The 13,895-nt window shown below is 71.4% G+C and carries 12 protein-coding genes; 9 read left to right on the forward strand and 3 right to left on the reverse strand.

All coding sequences use genetic code 11. The features are described 5' to 3' along the window. Nucleotides 1–293 precede the first annotated feature (293 nt). The 5 genes from VF632_RS01410 to VF632_RS01430 all read left to right on the forward strand — a co-directional run bounded on the left by VF632_RS01410 (nt 294) and on the right by VF632_RS01430 (nt 6,297). Nucleotides 294–2,111, forward strand: a complete 1,818-nt coding sequence (locus VF632_RS01410; RefSeq protein ID WP_331021050.1) for a serine/threonine-protein kinase — start codon at nt 294–296, stop codon at nt 2,109–2,111. A gap of 2 nt (nt 2,112–2,113) precedes the next feature. After that, nucleotides 2,114–2,440 carry a hypothetical protein gene (locus tag VF632_RS01415; RefSeq protein WP_331021051.1) on the forward strand — a complete coding sequence of 109 codons (327 nt, stop codon included), beginning with the start codon at nt 2,114–2,116 and terminating at the stop codon, nt 2,438–2,440. A 20-nt stretch (nt 2,441–2,460) separates the two neighbouring features. Continuing rightward, a complete protein-coding gene (locus VF632_RS01420) occupies nt 2,461–4,071 on the forward strand; it encodes a M14 family metallopeptidase (RefSeq protein WP_331021052.1) in 1,611 nt (536 codons plus the stop codon). Between the two features lie 100 nt (nt 4,072–4,171). Further along, complete coding sequence (locus VF632_RS01425; RefSeq protein ID WP_331021053.1) at nt 4,172–5,620, forward strand: MFS transporter; 1,449 nt, start codon at nt 4,172–4,174, stop codon at nt 5,618–5,620. Nucleotides 5,621–5,739: 119 nt separating this feature from the next. Continuing rightward, entirely contained in the window at nt 5,740–6,297 is a 558-nt protein-coding gene (locus VF632_RS01430) for a hypothetical protein (RefSeq protein ID WP_331021054.1), read from the forward strand. Nucleotides 6,298–7,367: 1,070 nt separating this feature from the next. Here the strand turns inward: VF632_RS01430 and VF632_RS01435 are convergent. Continuing rightward, nucleotides 7,368–8,954 carry a S41 family peptidase gene (locus VF632_RS01435; RefSeq protein ID WP_331021055.1) on the reverse strand — a complete coding sequence of 529 codons (1,587 nt, stop codon included), beginning with the start codon at nt 8,952–8,954 and terminating at the stop codon, nt 7,368–7,370. After that, nucleotides 8,951–10,159, reverse strand: coding sequence for a tetratricopeptide repeat protein (locus tag VF632_RS01440; protein ID WP_331021056.1), 1,209 nt, complete (start codon nt 10,157–10,159; stop codon nt 8,951–8,953). Before VF632_RS01440 ends, VF632_RS01435 begins: the two co-directional genes overlap by 4 nt. 191 nt (nt 10,160–10,350) lie before the next feature. On the opposite strand from VF632_RS01440, the gene VF632_RS01445 reads away from it, so the two are divergent. The 4 genes from VF632_RS01445 to VF632_RS01460 all read left to right on the forward strand — a co-directional run bounded on the left by VF632_RS01445 (nt 10,351) and on the right by VF632_RS01460 (nt 12,840). Further along, a complete protein-coding gene (locus VF632_RS01445; protein ID WP_331021057.1) occupies nt 10,351–10,947 on the forward strand; it encodes a hypothetical protein in 597 nt (198 codons plus the stop codon). After that, complete coding sequence (locus VF632_RS01450) at nt 10,944–11,561, forward strand: RNA polymerase sigma factor (RefSeq protein WP_331021058.1); 618 nt, start codon at nt 10,944–10,946, stop codon at nt 11,559–11,561. The genes VF632_RS01445 and VF632_RS01450 overlap by 4 nt, the downstream gene beginning before the upstream one ends. Continuing rightward, nucleotides 11,558–11,944, forward strand: a complete 387-nt coding sequence (locus VF632_RS01455) for a hypothetical protein (RefSeq protein ID WP_331021059.1) — start codon at nt 11,558–11,560, stop codon at nt 11,942–11,944. The genes VF632_RS01450 and VF632_RS01455 overlap by 4 nt, the downstream gene beginning before the upstream one ends. A gap of 344 nt (nt 11,945–12,288) precedes the next feature. Next, complete coding sequence (locus VF632_RS01460; protein ID WP_331021060.1) at nt 12,289–12,840, forward strand: NYN domain-containing protein; 552 nt, start codon at nt 12,289–12,291, stop codon at nt 12,838–12,840. Between the two features lie 488 nt (nt 12,841–13,328). Here the strand turns inward: VF632_RS01460 and VF632_RS01465 are convergent, their stop codons facing one another. After that, nucleotides 13,329–13,841 (reverse strand): hypothetical protein, encoded by a 513-nt coding sequence (locus VF632_RS01465; RefSeq protein WP_331021061.1) that lies wholly within the window; start codon nt 13,839–13,841, stop codon nt 13,329–13,331. Nucleotides 13,842–13,895 lie beyond the last annotated feature (54 nt).

Genomic DNA, 13,895 nt, shown 5'->3' on the forward strand with positions numbered 1-13,895 from the left:
AAGGATTGGCGCCCGCTGCCGCGCCCCGGCTGAGAAGTGGCGCCGGCTAGATCCTTCGGCCCGCGACGGATGTGCTGCGGGCCGGTGCGGTGCGCCTGGGCCTCAGGATGACAGAGTTTCGCGCGTCGAACAAAACGGATCGCGCTCGAAGTTCTCCTCTCTCCCGCGCAGTTTGCGGGGGAGAGGCCGGGAGAGGGGGCTGCCGGGGGAGGGGCCCGGGCAAGTACGCTATCTGCGGTAACCGCCGCCACGGCAGCAACGGACGTCGCTAGAGCACAGGGTCAGGGAACCACATGGCGGGATTGGAATCACTGCTGAAGGGGCGGGAGCTGGCTGGCCGGTACCGCATCGAAGAGGTGATCGGGCGGGGCGGAATGGGTGCCGTGTACCGCGGAACGGACCTGCGGCTGGGCCGGCCCATCGCCGTCAAGGTGATCACCGCCTCCAGCGGCAACGACCCCGAGCTGCGCGACCGCATCCGCGCGCGCTTTCGCCACGAGGCCTCGGCCGCCGCCAAGCTTCCGCATCACCCAAACGTCGTTCCCGTCTACGACTACGGCACCGACGAAGACCTGGGGCTGGACTACATCGTCATGGAGCTGCTGCGGGGCCACGACCTCGCCTCGCGGTTCCAGCGCGGCGGCCCGCCGCCCCTGGCCGAGGCCCTGCGCATCCTGCAGCACGCGGCGAGGGGCGTGGCCGTGGGGCACCGCTCCGGGCTCATCCACCGCGACGTCAAGCCGGGCAACATCTTCCTCGTCGAAGCCGAGCACGCCGGCGAAGAGACGCAGGTGCGCGTGCTGGACTTCGGCATCGCCAAGGCAATGGCCGAGGAAGACAACACCAGCGGCCTCACCCAGGACGGCCGCGCGCCCCTTTCGCCCGCCTTCGCCTCGCCCGAGCAGATCCGCAACGAGCCGCGGCTGACCCCCGCGTCCGACGTGTTCAGCCTGGGCGCCGTAGGCTTTCAGCTGCTGTCCGGCGACCGCCCCTACACCGAGATCGACCGCAGCCGGATGGGCGCGGGCATGGACGTGCCCACGCCCTCGCTGCGCGCCCGCAACCCGGGGGTGCCGGAAGAGGTGGAGGCCATCATCCGCCGCGCCCTGGCCTCCAACCCGGCGGACCGCTTTCCCCACGCGGGCGCCATGGCCGACGCGCTCGAGGGCCCGCTGCGGCGCCTGGGCGAAACGCCCGCCGCCGCCCTCCTCCCCGGCGCGGGAGCCCTGGCGGCGGACGACGACCGCACCATGCTCGACGGCGTGCCGATGGATGACGACCGCACCATGGTCGCCGGGATCGGCGGCGGGATGGCGGACGACCGTACGATGATGTCGCCGCCGCGGCACGCGGCCGTTCCCCGCCCCGAGCCCACGCCCGAGCCGGGATACGCGCAGCCGGTGATCAACCGCCCGCGTGGCCGCCCCGCCGCCGAGCCGGTCGGCCGACGCGGGGTGCATCCGATGGTGTGGGTGCTCCTGGTGGCGGTGCTGGGCGCGGCCGCGTTCTTCGCGCTGTCACAGGGCGGCGGAGGGGGCGACCGCCCGCTGGCCGCGGACAGCATCCAGGGCGACAGCGTCCGGCCCGACTCGGTAGACGCCACCGATCCGCTGGCGATGAGCCTGGAGGCGCAGCGGCACTACCGCATCGGCCAGTTCGATTCGTCCCTCGTGTACGCGCAGCGGGCCATCGACCTCGCGCCCAACAAGGCGGAGTATCGCGACCAGGCGGGCGCCGCGCTCATGCGCCTGGGCCGCTACGCCGACGCGGTGCCGCTGCTGGAGGGCGCCATCCGCATGGACCGGCGGTACGACCTGGCATACAGCCACTTGGCCGAGGCGCGCCTGCGCATGGCCGACACGCTGAACGCCATCAAGGCGCTGGAAGGCTTCATCGAGGTCACCCAGGCGGGCGGGGAGCGCGACCAGGCCAGCGCGCTGCTGGACCAGCTGAAGGAGGCCTCCACCGCGCAGGTGCAGCCGGTGCCGGGGCCGCTCGACACCACGCCGTCCATCCCCTTCCCGGAGCCGCCGCAGCCCCAGCCGCAGCCCGACACGGGGCGCACCCGGCCGGCGCCGCGCGACACCATCGTCATCAGGGACCCGGGCTGACGGTGCAGCACCTCGTCGCCCTCCGCGGCGCGGGGCGGGTGGAACTCGCCGCCTACGGGCTGGCGGACGCGGAGCACCAGGTGGAAAAGGAACTCCGCGCCCTCTGGCCCGAGGCCGCCGTCGCCGTGCTCGACGTGGCGCGTTCGGAGGGCGGCTCGCGGATCGTGGAGGAGTTCCGCATCCGCTACCGCGTGCAGGGCACCGTAGCCGTCACCGCCCCCACGGAGGACGAGGCGCGCAAGTCGGCGCTCCGCGTTCTCCGCGAGCGTTTCACCGGCTCGCGCTTCGAGCTCATCACCTGGGACGTCGTCCCGTCCGCCGCCGCATGATCCCCATCCCCATCGCGCCGATGACCCTCCGCCGATTCGCTCCGCTCGCCCTGCTGGCACTCGCGGCTGGCTGCGCGCCCGCTCCGGCGGCCAGCCCCGCTCCAACCGCCGGTCCCCTCACCCGGCCGGAGCGCAGCGGGTACACGCAGACCTCCAGCTACGCGGACGTCGTCGGCTTCCTGGATACGCTGCGAGCCCGCGGTGCCGCGATCCACGTGGATACGCTGGGCACGTCCACGGAGGGACGGGTGATCCCGTACGTGGTCGCGTCTCGCCCGCTGGTGCGCACCGCGGAGGAGGCGCGGCGGCTGGGACGTCCCGTGGTCTATCTCCAGGGCAACATCCACGCGGGCGAGGTGGAGGGGAAGGAGGCGCTGCAGGCACTGCTGCGGGATTTGACGATGTCGCCCGGGCCCAACGTGCTCGATTCGCTGGTGCTCGTAGTGGTGCCCATCTACAACGCCGACGGCAACGAGGCGATGGGCCCGCAGGAGCGGCAGCGTTCGGAGCAGAACGGCCCGGCGCTGGTGGGCCAGCGGCCCAACGCGCAGGGGCTGGACCTGAACCGCGACTACATGAAGGCCGAGGCGCCGGAAACGCGGGGCGCGCTGGCGCTGTTCCGCGAGTGGGCGCCGGAGCTGATCGTGGACCTTCACACGACGAACGGCAGCTATCACGGCTACGCGCTGACCTACTCTCCCTCGTTGAACCCGGCGTCGGGCGCGGCGGGGGCGTACACGCGCGACCGGCTGCTCCCGGAGCTGCGCCGCCGCGTCCGCGAGCGCCGCCGGTATGAGACGTTCGACTACGGCAACTTCTCGCTGCGATACGGCGCGGACGTCAACACCGACAGCACGCGCGAGGGCTGGTTTACGTATGACCACCGGCCCCGCTTCGGAACCAACTACTACGGGCTGCGCGGCGGATTGTCGGTGCTGGGCGAGGCCTTTTCGCACGACCCCTTCGAACGGCGCGTCAAGTCGACGTACGCCTTCGTTGCGGAACTGCTCTCGCTGGTGGCGGAACGGTCGGGCGAGGTGATGGCGTACACGGGGAGTGCGCCCGCCGGGGCGGCGGTGCCCGTGCGCAGCGAGTTGACCCGGTCGCCGTACGTGGGCGAGGTGCTGGCCGAGATCCTGGAAGCCGATTCCGACTCCGTCCCGGACGAGCCGGGGGTGCACCCTGGAATCCGGCGCACGGGCCGCTTCCGCGCGCTGCGCATGCCCGTATACGACCGCTTCGATCCCACGCTGCAGCGCACCCCGCCCGCCGCGTACCTGCTGGATGCGTCGCAGACGGATGCCGTCGCCTTGCTGCGCCGGCACGGCATCGAGGTCGAAGCGCTTTCCACGGAGCGGCGGGTGCGCGGCCAGGCGTTCGTGGTGGATTCCGTCGCCCGTGCGCCCCGCCCGTTCCAGGGGCACAACGAGGTGAGCGTCCGCGGCAGCTGGCAGCCGGTGGAGCGGACGGCGCCCGCGGGATCGTTTCTCGTCCGTACTGCGCAGCCGCTGGGCACGCTGGCCGTCTATCTGCTGGACCCCGAGAGCGACGACGGGCTGACCACCTGGAACATCTTCGATCCCTGGCTGCGTCCGGGCGCGGAGCACCCCGCCCTCGCGGTGGAGCACTGAAGAGTGGCCCGCCGTCGTTGACGCTGCCGCGCCCCGCGGGTACGTTGGCCGGGTCCTGAGCCCGTAGCAGTCCCATCCGCACCGATCGACGAAGAGGCCCGTGAGCAAGCTCGCCGTACTGATGATCACGGCGTTCGTCGACATGGTGGGGCTCCTGATGGTGATCCCGCTGCTGCCGTTCTTCGCCGAAGACCTGGGCGGCGGCGGCCTGTGGGTGGGCATCCTGGTCTCCGCCTTCTCCTTCGCCCAGCTCGTCAGCGCCCCGCTCTGGGGGCGCGTCTCCGACCGCTACGGCCGGCGCCCGGCGCTCCTCGTGGGCTTGGGCGCGGCGGCTATCTCGTACGTCGTTTTCGCCTACGCCTCCTCGCTCTGGCTTCTGCTTCTCTCCCGCCTCGTTCAGGGCGCGGGCGGCGGCACCGTGGGCGTGGTACAGGCGTACGTGGCGGATGCGACGGAGCCCAAGGACCGCGCCAAGAGCCTGGGATGGCTGAGCGCCGCCACCAACGCCGGCGTGGCGATCGGCCCGGTGATGGGCTCGGCCAGCCTGGGGTTCGGCCGCGCGACGCCGGGGCTGCTGGCGGCGGGGCTGTGCCTGGTGAACATGGCGTTCGCGTGGATGTTCCTCACCGAATCGCACGTCGGCAGCGCGCGCGACGGGTCGGCGCGAAAGCCGGCGCGCTCGCGCGAGATGCTGCGCCACGTGATGGCCAACCCCACCGAACCCGCGCCCCGGCTGATCTGGATCTACGCCGTCGGCATGGGCGCCTTCGCCGGGTTCACCTCTACCCTGGCCCTGTTCCTGTCCCACCACTTCGAGGTGACGGAACAGTCCATCGGGTACGTGTTCATGTGGACCGGCGTGGTGTCGGTGATCATCCGCGCGCTGCTGCTCGGCAGGATGGTGGATGCGCTCGGCGAGGCCCGCCTGGCGCGGCTGGGGCAGATGCTGCTTGGGGCCGGGCTCTTCCTTCTCCCCCTCACCTGGCGCGTGGGCGGCAGGGCGACGGTGAACCTGCCCGGCTCCGGGTGGCGCGGGGGGCTGGATCCGCTGGCGCTGGTCGGCGGGCTCGTGGCCCTGCTCCTGGCCGCCGTCGCGTGGGGTACGCGCAGGGTGCGCGGCGCAGACCGGCTGAAGCTGCTGGCCTTCATCGCAGTCCCCGGCGCGGCGGCCATCGCCGCCGTGGTCCGGGGGGCGCCGGGGCCGCTGCGCATCTCCATCCCCGCCGTGTATCCGCTGGAGTTCCGCTACGTGGTGCTGGTGATGGTGATCACGCTCATGCCGCTGGGGACGGCGTTCACCTTTCCCTGCGTGACGGCGCTGTTGTCGCAGGTGATCGACCCGCGGGAGCGCGGGGTGATGATGGGCGTGCAGCAGAGCTTCGGCGGGGCGGCGCGCGTGCTGGCGCCGCTGTGGGCGGGGTGGGCGTGGGACCACGTGAACACCGCCGCACCTTTCTGGACGAGCGCCGTGCTGGTGCTGGGGACGCTGTTCCTTACCTTCGGAATCCAGCCGACCCCGTCCCCCGTGGCCGCGCCCGCCGCCGATTGACCCCGGCGGGGACCGGAACCTGCGCGGGGTGGAGTGTACCAGAGGCTATCCGGAAACCAGGTACAATGCCGAATCCGCCACGGACGGGACACACGGCCCCCATTAGAGGTTGAACCACCATGCACGTCTATCTGCGGGAAGAACCCATCGAGCTGGAGATGAAGGAAGTGGAGGCCGAGGGGCTGGTTTCCGACGACTCGGGGCTGATTCCCATGGCGTTCTTCGCCCAGGGCAACGATCGCCCGTCGTTTCGCGCCTTTCTGCCCCCTGAGACGGTGAACATCCTTCACCAGGTGATCACCGGCCCCGTGCGGCTGGGGCTGATGGCCGAGGAGCCGGAAGACCCGTCGCAGGAAATCCAGGCGATGGTGGGGCTGACCATTCCCGTCGAGGCCCTGCCCGAGGGCATGGTGCCCAACGAGATCGAGGACGCTGAGCCCAGCCTGGAGCCGTGGCAGCAGGGGGGCGAGGCGTGGCAGTCCGACTCGTGGAAGGGCGACGACGACGACGAAGACACGCCGCGCACCATCCTGCTGGCGTTCGCGCCCCTGGTGCGCATCGCCCGCCGCCGCCCCGACGACTTCGCCGAGGAACTGGCGGACCTGCTGGAAAGCGCCCTCGCGGGATCGACGAAGCCGTCGCTGGAAGCCCGCGTGGACCGGATGCTCGGGCTCTGAAGCGCGAGTGGAACGATGCGAAAGAAGCCCTCTCCCGGCACCCGGGAGAGGGCTTCTTCGTCAGATCCCACCCTTCTATCAAACCCCGCGTCGCGCGCCTGTCATCCCGATGGAGCGCCCTCCCGGTACCCTGCCCAGCGACGAACTCCGCAGCGACTGAGGGATCCGCCACACACTGCGCTTACTCCATCCGCAGACGCTGGATGCGCCAAAGCCTGTTCCTCCTTCTCTCGAGGACGCAGCAGGGGCGTTGGCGTCGATGAGACGTATGGAGCGGAGCGTTTGCCAAAATGTGTGGCGGATCCCTCAGTCGCTGCTGTCCACGACGTGCGGGCTGGGTTGATCGTGGCCGTTTCATCGGGATGACATCGCGTGTGCACGCAGAACCCGCCGTGCGCGCCTGTCATCCCGAGGGAGCGACCTCCCGATACCCTGCCAGCCACGAACTACGCAGCGACTGAGGGATCCGCCACACACCGCGCTCTTCCCATCGGTGGCTACCGGATGCGCCCAAAGCCTGTTCCTCTTTCTCTCGAGGACGCCGCAGGGGCGTTGGCGTCGGTGCGACGGACGGAGCGGAGCGTTTCCCGAAATGTGTGGCGGATCCCTCAGTCGCTGCTGTCCACGACGTGTGGGCTGGATTGATCGTGGCCGCTCCATCGGGATGACATCACGCAGGGGCCAGCGGGCGTAGGACGTCCGGGCCTGCCGCGCGAAGTTGGGACGAGCCACATCGACCTCCCACACACCAAGCAAGCCAGTCCGCGCAGGCGGACTTCGTGTGTTATTGCAGCGACTTCAGTCGCCCGTGCCGGGGTCGGCGCAGTGTGCACCGGCCCGTCCCGCACGCCGGGCCTGCCGCGCGAAGTTGGGACGAGCCACATCGACCTCCCACACACCCAAGCAAGCCAGTCCGCGCAGGCGGACTTCGTGTGTTCGTTGCAGCGACTTCAGTCGCCCGTGCCGGGGTCGGCGATGCAGCGGGCAGCCCGAGTAGGCCCCAACGGAACCGGCCCTCCCCCGATCAGGTCGGGAGAGGGCCGGCTTTCACTTCACTGCTCGCAACCGCTCTACTGGCCGGTTCCCAGGATCTGCTGTGCGCGGGCGAACTCGGCCACCGCGCGGGCGATCTGTGGGTCCAGGGCCGCATCCACGCGGTAGAAGCCCGCGCTCCCCCATCGGGTGCCGGCGATCTGGCGCAGCAGCATGCGCTCCAGCGCGCGGTCGGCCTCGTCGCCGGCGGGAACCGTGTGCCCCTGCTGGCCGGCAAAGGCGCGGAACGAGGCCAGGGCCCCCGCGGGAAGCCGCGGGTTGGCGGCCAGCGCCGCGGCGGTGGTGAAGGCGCCAGCGTTCTCCGTCAGGTACCCGCCGATCCAGCGCGTGTGCACCGCGGTTTCCGCCAGGCGCGACAGCCACGCCGGGGCGGCCTCCGGCTCGTCGAGCACCACGTCGGGGTAGATGCCGCCGCCGCCGTACACCTTGCGCCCCCCCGCGGTGCTGCAGGACGGCAGCCCCGCCGTGTCGCGCTCCGCGCGCGCCATCCGGTAGTAGTCGGCCGCCCGCACCTCGCGGTACTGCCGCTGCACCACCCGCCCGCACGGCGTCTTGATGTGGCCGATCACCAGCATCATTATCGAGCCGTCGGAAAGCGGAAAGCCCTGCATCATCAGCGCCTTGCCGAAGGTGGGGCGGCCCACGATCAGCGCGCGGTCGTGGTCCTGCAGCGCGCCCGACACCAGCTCCGAGGCGCTGGCCGTCCCCTCGTCCACCAGCACCACGATGGGGTACTGGCGCTCGCGCCGGAACAGGGAGCGCCGCACCACCACGCTGTCGTGCACCGCGGCCTTGCGGCCCTCCGACACGTACACCGTGGCCCCGGCGGGAAGGAACATCCCCGCGATGCCCGCCGCCTCGCTCACCAGGCCGCCGCCGTTGCCGCGCAGGTCCAGCAGCAGCCGCTGCATTCCCTGCCCCTCCAGCCGTCCAAGCGCTGCGCGCAGGTCCTCGGCCGCGCGCTCGTTGGAGAAGGTGGTCAGGCGCACGTACCCCGTCTGCGCGTCCAGCATCTCCGACACCGGCACCGCCGTCTCGTCGTCGCCCCGCTCGCGGCGGACGGTGCGGTCCAGGCTCACCCGCGTGCCGTCGGAGCGCTCGCGCTCGAAGCGCAGGTTCACCGACGAGCCCCGCGCGCCGGCCAGGAAGACGTCGAGCTCCATGGCGCTTTCGGCCAGCACGGGCTTGCCGTCCACCGCCACCAGCACGTCGCCGTGAAGGATGTCCTGGCGCGCGGCCTGGGTGCCCGGCGACACGCTGACCACCACGGGCATCCCTCCGGCGTACTGAAAGTCGATCGGCACGGGGTGAAGGCGCCCGGCGCGCAGCTGCTGCTCCTTTTCGGGCGACAGCCGCGCCGCGGAAATCACGTACGAGTGCGGATCGGTGGCGCTGACCATTCCCTGGATGGCGGACATGAACAGCCGGTGCGTGTCTACCGAGTCCGGGTGGTTCACCCGGATCTGGTTGAGCACCTGGCTGAACATCTGCAGGTCGTCGTAGGTGGTGCGGGCGCGGGTGGCCCCCGTGGGCTGCGCGGCCAGCGCCGCGGGAAGCAGCGCCGCGGCCAGGGCCAGGGCGGCGCGCAGGCGGCGGGCGCTCACTGGCCCTCCGGCGCGGTGGCCACGAGCGCTTCCACCTGGGCGCGGCGCGGGTCGTCCCTGGGCGTGCGGGCCAGGTACTCGCGGCACGCCCTCAGCGTTGCCTCGTCCTGGCCCTGCAGCTGCCTCACCATGGCCAGCACCAGCCAGCCGTCCGCGTGGTGGGGCGCCAGCATGGTGGCGGCTTCCAGCTGCGTGGCGGCTTCGTCGAGCCTGCGCAGGCGCGAAAGCAGGGTGCCGTACAGAATGCGCAGCATGGCGTCGTCCGGAGCCGTCTCGGCCGCCAGCCTCATCTCGCCCTCGCCGGTGGCGGTGTCGCCCGCGGCCAGCGCCAGCAACCCCAGCCGCAGGTGCGCCGGCGCGTACGACAGGTCTTCTTCCAGGGCGCGGGAATACGCCTCGCGCGCCTGGTCGGTCTTCCCCGCGCGCTCGAAGATCAGCCCGCGGCTGTGGTGGAGCACCGCCTTGCTCTCGTAGAAGCGCACCAGCTCGCGCTCGTCGCGCTCCACCTGCAGGTTCACCGCCGAATCCAGGTCCGCCAGCGCCCGTTCGTCGTTGCCCACCAGCGCGAACATCCGCGCGCGCTCCTGCAGGATCCACCCGCGGGTTTCGCTGTTGTTGCGGCGGCTGCGCAGGGCCTCGCTGAAGGCCTGCGCCGCCTCGGGAACCTTTCCCTGCGCCGCCTTCACCCGCGCGCGCATGACGGGAGGCAGGTCGGCCATCACCTGGTCGGTGTAGTACGAGAGCAGCGTCTGGTCGTCTACCCGGGTGGGGTCGCCGCCCACGATCAGGGCGCCCACCCACATGCGCGTCAGCTCCGGCTCGAAGCGCCGCTGCACGAAGGGATCGCTGCGCAGCGCGCGCAGGTACAACGAGTCGATCTGCCGCGCCTCGGCCGACGACCGGGCGCGCCCGCTGCTCTGGTACTGGATCATCCGGCGCGGATCGCGCAGCAGCATCGCCGTGTGGCGTCCGTACAGCGCGTCGGCCCACCCCGGCCTCAGCTCGACGGCCCAGTAGAAGGCGTCGGCGGCCAGCTCCGGGCGGCGGGCCATGCTGCGGACACCCAGCTCGTAGTAGGCGCGTGCGTCGTTGGTGTCGGCCGCCGCGGGAAGCGCGGGCCGGCGGGGCGCGCGCTGGGCACTGGCCGAGGTGGCCAGGAACACGGCGGCGGCGAACAGCGCCAGGTGGCTGCGGGAAAATCGCATCGGAAAACTTTCGGGGAGTGATTCGCGGGCGGGTGTGCGGCAACGGACGAAATTCGTGCGCACGCCAGGAGAATATTCTTGTATTCCGCGATTCGCAACCCGCGCGTCCGGCCTTCCCCCAACGTTCGCGCGCGCTCCGCTGTATTCTGTATAGAGTCGCACACGATCCGCCCACACGAAAGCAGTGTCCCATGAGCATGTCCGTCCGCGTCCTGTTGATCGCCCTGGCGGCGTCCGTGGCCACCCCCGCCGCCGCGCAGCCCGGAGGCCGGCATCCCGAGCGCCCGCGCGCCGGGGCGCTTTCTCCCGACGAGGGCCGCCGCCCGTTCGAGGTGCTGCTGCGCCACCGCGAGCAGCTGCGGCTGAACGAGGAACAGGTGCGGCGCATCCAGGAGATCGGCCGGGGGCTGGAGGCACGCAACGCCCCCCTGCGGCAGCGGCTGGCCCAGGAGCGGCAGCGGTGGATGGCCCAGCGCCAGGGCGAGCTGGAGCGGATGGACGCCGAGCGGCGCCGCGCCGAGATGCGCCGGATGCGGCAGGAGCGGCAGGTGCCCGAGCCGATGCGGCCGCTGATGCGGGAGATGCGGGAGAACATCACGGCCGCCGTGCGCGACGCCCACGGCGTGCTTTCCGACGAGCAGCGGACCCAGGCGCGTCGGGTGCTGCGCGAGGAGGCGCGCGCACGCCACGAAGAGATGCGGGCGCGGCATCCCGAGATGCGCCGCCGGCCCCCCCGCGAGGGGCGGCGTCACCGCCCGCGCGTGGAAGCCGCTCCCCGGCAGCCGTGAACCCGGCGCTCGCGGCCGTGCCGCTTGCGCCGGCGCAGGCCGGCCCGGCGTCCTCCGCCCTGGTGGCGGAGGACGAATCCGCGCTGGTGGAGCAGGTGCGCCAGGGTGACGCGGGCGCCTTCGACACGCTGGTCACGCGGTACATGCGCCGCGCCTTCGCCGTGGCGTACCGGCTGCTGGGCAACCGCGAAGACGCGGAAGACCTGGTGCAGGAAACCTTCATGGCCGTGCTGCAGAAGATCGACGCCTTTCAGCCCGGCCGCGCCTTTTCGCCCTGGTTCTTTCGCATCCTGGTCAACCGCGGCCTGAACGCCCGCAAGGCCCGCGCGGTGCGGACCACGGAAGAGATCCCCGACGGCACCGCCGCGGGCGGGTGCTCGCCGGAGCGCAGCGCCGAGCGGGCGGAGCTTCGGGGGCGCCTTTTCGCCGCGATGGCGGGGCTTCCCGAGCGGCAGCGGGTGATCGTGGAACTGTTCGAGCTGGAAGGGTTCGCCGGCCCCGAGATCGCGGAGATCCTGGAGATTTCCGACGGCACCGTGCGCTGGCACCTTCACGAGGCACGCCAGGCGCTGCGGCGGGAACTGGCCGCCTACGACCGCAAGGAGGGAGGATGATGGACGAACTTTCGCGCGACCCCGCGCTGGCCGCCGCGCTCCACGACGCGGGAGCACCCGCGCCCGAGGTGGACTGGGATGCCCTGCGCGCGCGCATTTCGGCCGACGCGCGGATGCCGCTGGCCCGCCGCCGCCCGTCGCGGCGCCCGGCCGTGCGCCTGCGCGCCCTGCTCCCCCTGGCCGCCGCCGCGGGGGTCGCCGGCCTGGCCCTGGCCACCCTTCCGGATCGGCGCCCGCCCGCCGTCACCCCGCAGGAGCGCACCGAAATCCAGGCGGCGCTGCGCGAATCGCTTCCCGACCAGGTGGCCCTGCTGATCTCGGGCGAGGCGGCCGAAGCGGCGCTGCTGGAATCGGCCGAGGAGAACGCCGGGGGGGAGAACTAGGGCCCGCGGCGACCTCCATACTTCACTCGCCAATGTGCGGACGACCGTCGGCAGGGCCAGCCTGGACGAACGACAAGGAGTGGCGGCAGCAGGTGCTCCCGATCGTGCTGCTCCTAAAAACGGGAGCAGCGGAAGCCGCCACGGGCGGCGCAAATCCGTGCACCGCAATGGAATGGCGCGATTGTAAGGTGCTTGACAAGCGGGGTCTTGGGCGGTAATTCCAAGACGCACGGGGCGCCGCGCGGCACTGGGCCGTGGGCGCCGCGGCCCCCCGGCCGCGCATCCTTCGCTACGGCTCCCGCCGCACCGTGCGGCGGGTCTTGTTTTTACTTGGACGGCACCAGATGAACGCAGCCATCTTCATTGACGGCGGATATTTCGACCGCGTGTCCCGCGACTGCGGATCGCCGCGGATCGACTTCGGCAAGCTGTCTTCGGAACTCGCGCGGCCGCACGAACTGCTTCGCACCTACTACTACCACTGCCTGCCGTACATGGGCCCCAACCCCTCGGAAGAGGACCAGGCCCGGTACGACAACAAGCAGCGCTTCTTCAACGCGCTCACGCGGCTCAACCGCTTCGAGGTGCGCGAGGGCAAGCTGGAGTACCGCGGAACGGACCGCGAATCGGAGCGGCCCATTTTCGAGCAGAAGCGGGTCGACATCTACCTGGGCGTAGACCTGGCCATGCTGGCGGTGAAGCAGCGGATCCACCGCGCCATCCTGGTGACGGGAGACAGCGACTTCCTTCCCGCCATCCGCGCCGCCAAGAACGAAGGCGTGCTGGTGCACCTGTTCCACGGCACCGGCCCCCAGCAGCCCCACAAGGACCTGTGGGACGAGGTGGACGAGCGCACCGTCATCACGCCGGACCTGCTTTCGCACTTCCTGCTGTAGCACTGAGCGGGAAGATGGACGAAGCCCGCCGCGATCTCGCAGATCGCGGCGGGCTTTCTCGTGCCCGTCCGGGCCACCACAACGCTCGCACATCCACCCAGGCCTGTCTTCCTGAGGCCCAGGCGCGCCGCATTCACCCGTAGCACAAACGACGCATCGGGGTTGGGTGCCGCGGGAAGCACAGTGGCGGAGCCCGGCCTTGCTGGGGCGACTAAAGTCGCGGCAACAACGGCCCAAAGTCCGCCTTCGCGGACTGCACGCGCAGTCGGGTGCGCAAGGCCAGCCCGAGCGCGACCGGATTCTCCCTTTCCCCCGCTTGCGGGGGAGAGGGCCGGGGAGAGAGGGCGGCCAGGGGCATGCGCCGAGTTCCCCGAAGCGCACCGTTCCTCACCCGCTCCCTGTGGAGTGCGCCAAGGCCAGCCGAAGCGCGATTCAGGTCTCTCCCCCGCCCCTGCGAAGCCACTTCCGGATTGGGGAGCGCGTCCCGCTTAGAAGGGCAGCCCGGGAAGGAACGCCTGCGACCGGATCTTCCAGCGCCCGCGCTCGCGGTACAGCACCGTGAAGTGGGTTCCCGACACCGGCTCCGCGTCCGGAGACGCCTGGTACATGTAGGGGCCGGTCGCCGAGTACAGGTCTTCGCCAGCCACGAAATCGGCGATGCCCGTGCGGAGCTGCGAGCCCTCGGGGAGCGAGTCGTTCAGGAACGCGACAAGCGCGGTGTGCCCGTTGATGACCCTCGTGGGCGAGAACGCCACCGTCGGGCCGGCCGAGTAGAGCCCGGCCAGGCGCCGCTCGTCGTGGCCTGCCCAGGCCTCGCTCCAGCCGTTGATGAAGCGGTTGAAGTCGCGCAGCGCGTCGGCGGTGTAGGCCTGGCGCTCCCGCGCCATGTCGACTCGCCCGGACTCGCCCGGCACCTGGGCCCGCGCAGCCACGGGCGCGAGCAGCGTCGTGAGCAGCGCGCCCGCCAGGGCCGCGCCGCGCAGGGGCAGACAGGTGAACACGTTCAGCTCGTTGCGTGGGGGTGGAGAACGCAGGCCCGGACGCTCAGTGCCGCC

It is taken from the genome of Longimicrobium sp., assembly GCF_036388275.1.
GTDB lineage: Bacteria > Gemmatimonadota > Gemmatimonadetes > Longimicrobiales > Longimicrobiaceae > Longimicrobium.

Excerpts from the sequence above, each read along its gene's own strand:
- VF632_RS01410 (WP_331021050.1), top strand. The coding sequence starts at position 294 with ATGGCGGGATTGGAATCACTGCTGAAGGGGCGGGAGCTGGCTGGCCGG.
- VF632_RS01420 (WP_331021052.1), top strand. The coding sequence starts at position 2,461 with ATGACCCTCCGCCGATTCGCTCCGCTCGCCCTGCTGGCACTCGCGGCT.
- VF632_RS01430 (WP_331021054.1), top strand. The coding sequence starts at position 5,740 with ATGCACGTCTATCTGCGGGAAGAACCCATCGAGCTGGAGATGAAGGAA.
- VF632_RS01440 (WP_331021056.1), bottom strand. The coding sequence starts at position 10,159 with ATGCGATTTTCCCGCAGCCACCTGGCGCTGTTCGCCGCCGCCGTGTTC.
- VF632_RS01445 (WP_331021057.1), top strand. The coding sequence starts at position 10,351 with ATGAGCATGTCCGTCCGCGTCCTGTTGATCGCCCTGGCGGCGTCCGTG.
- VF632_RS01455 (WP_331021059.1), top strand. The coding sequence starts at position 11,558 with ATGATGGACGAACTTTCGCGCGACCCCGCGCTGGCCGCCGCGCTCCAC.
- VF632_RS01460 (WP_331021060.1), top strand. The coding sequence starts at position 12,289 with ATGAACGCAGCCATCTTCATTGACGGCGGATATTTCGACCGCGTGTCC.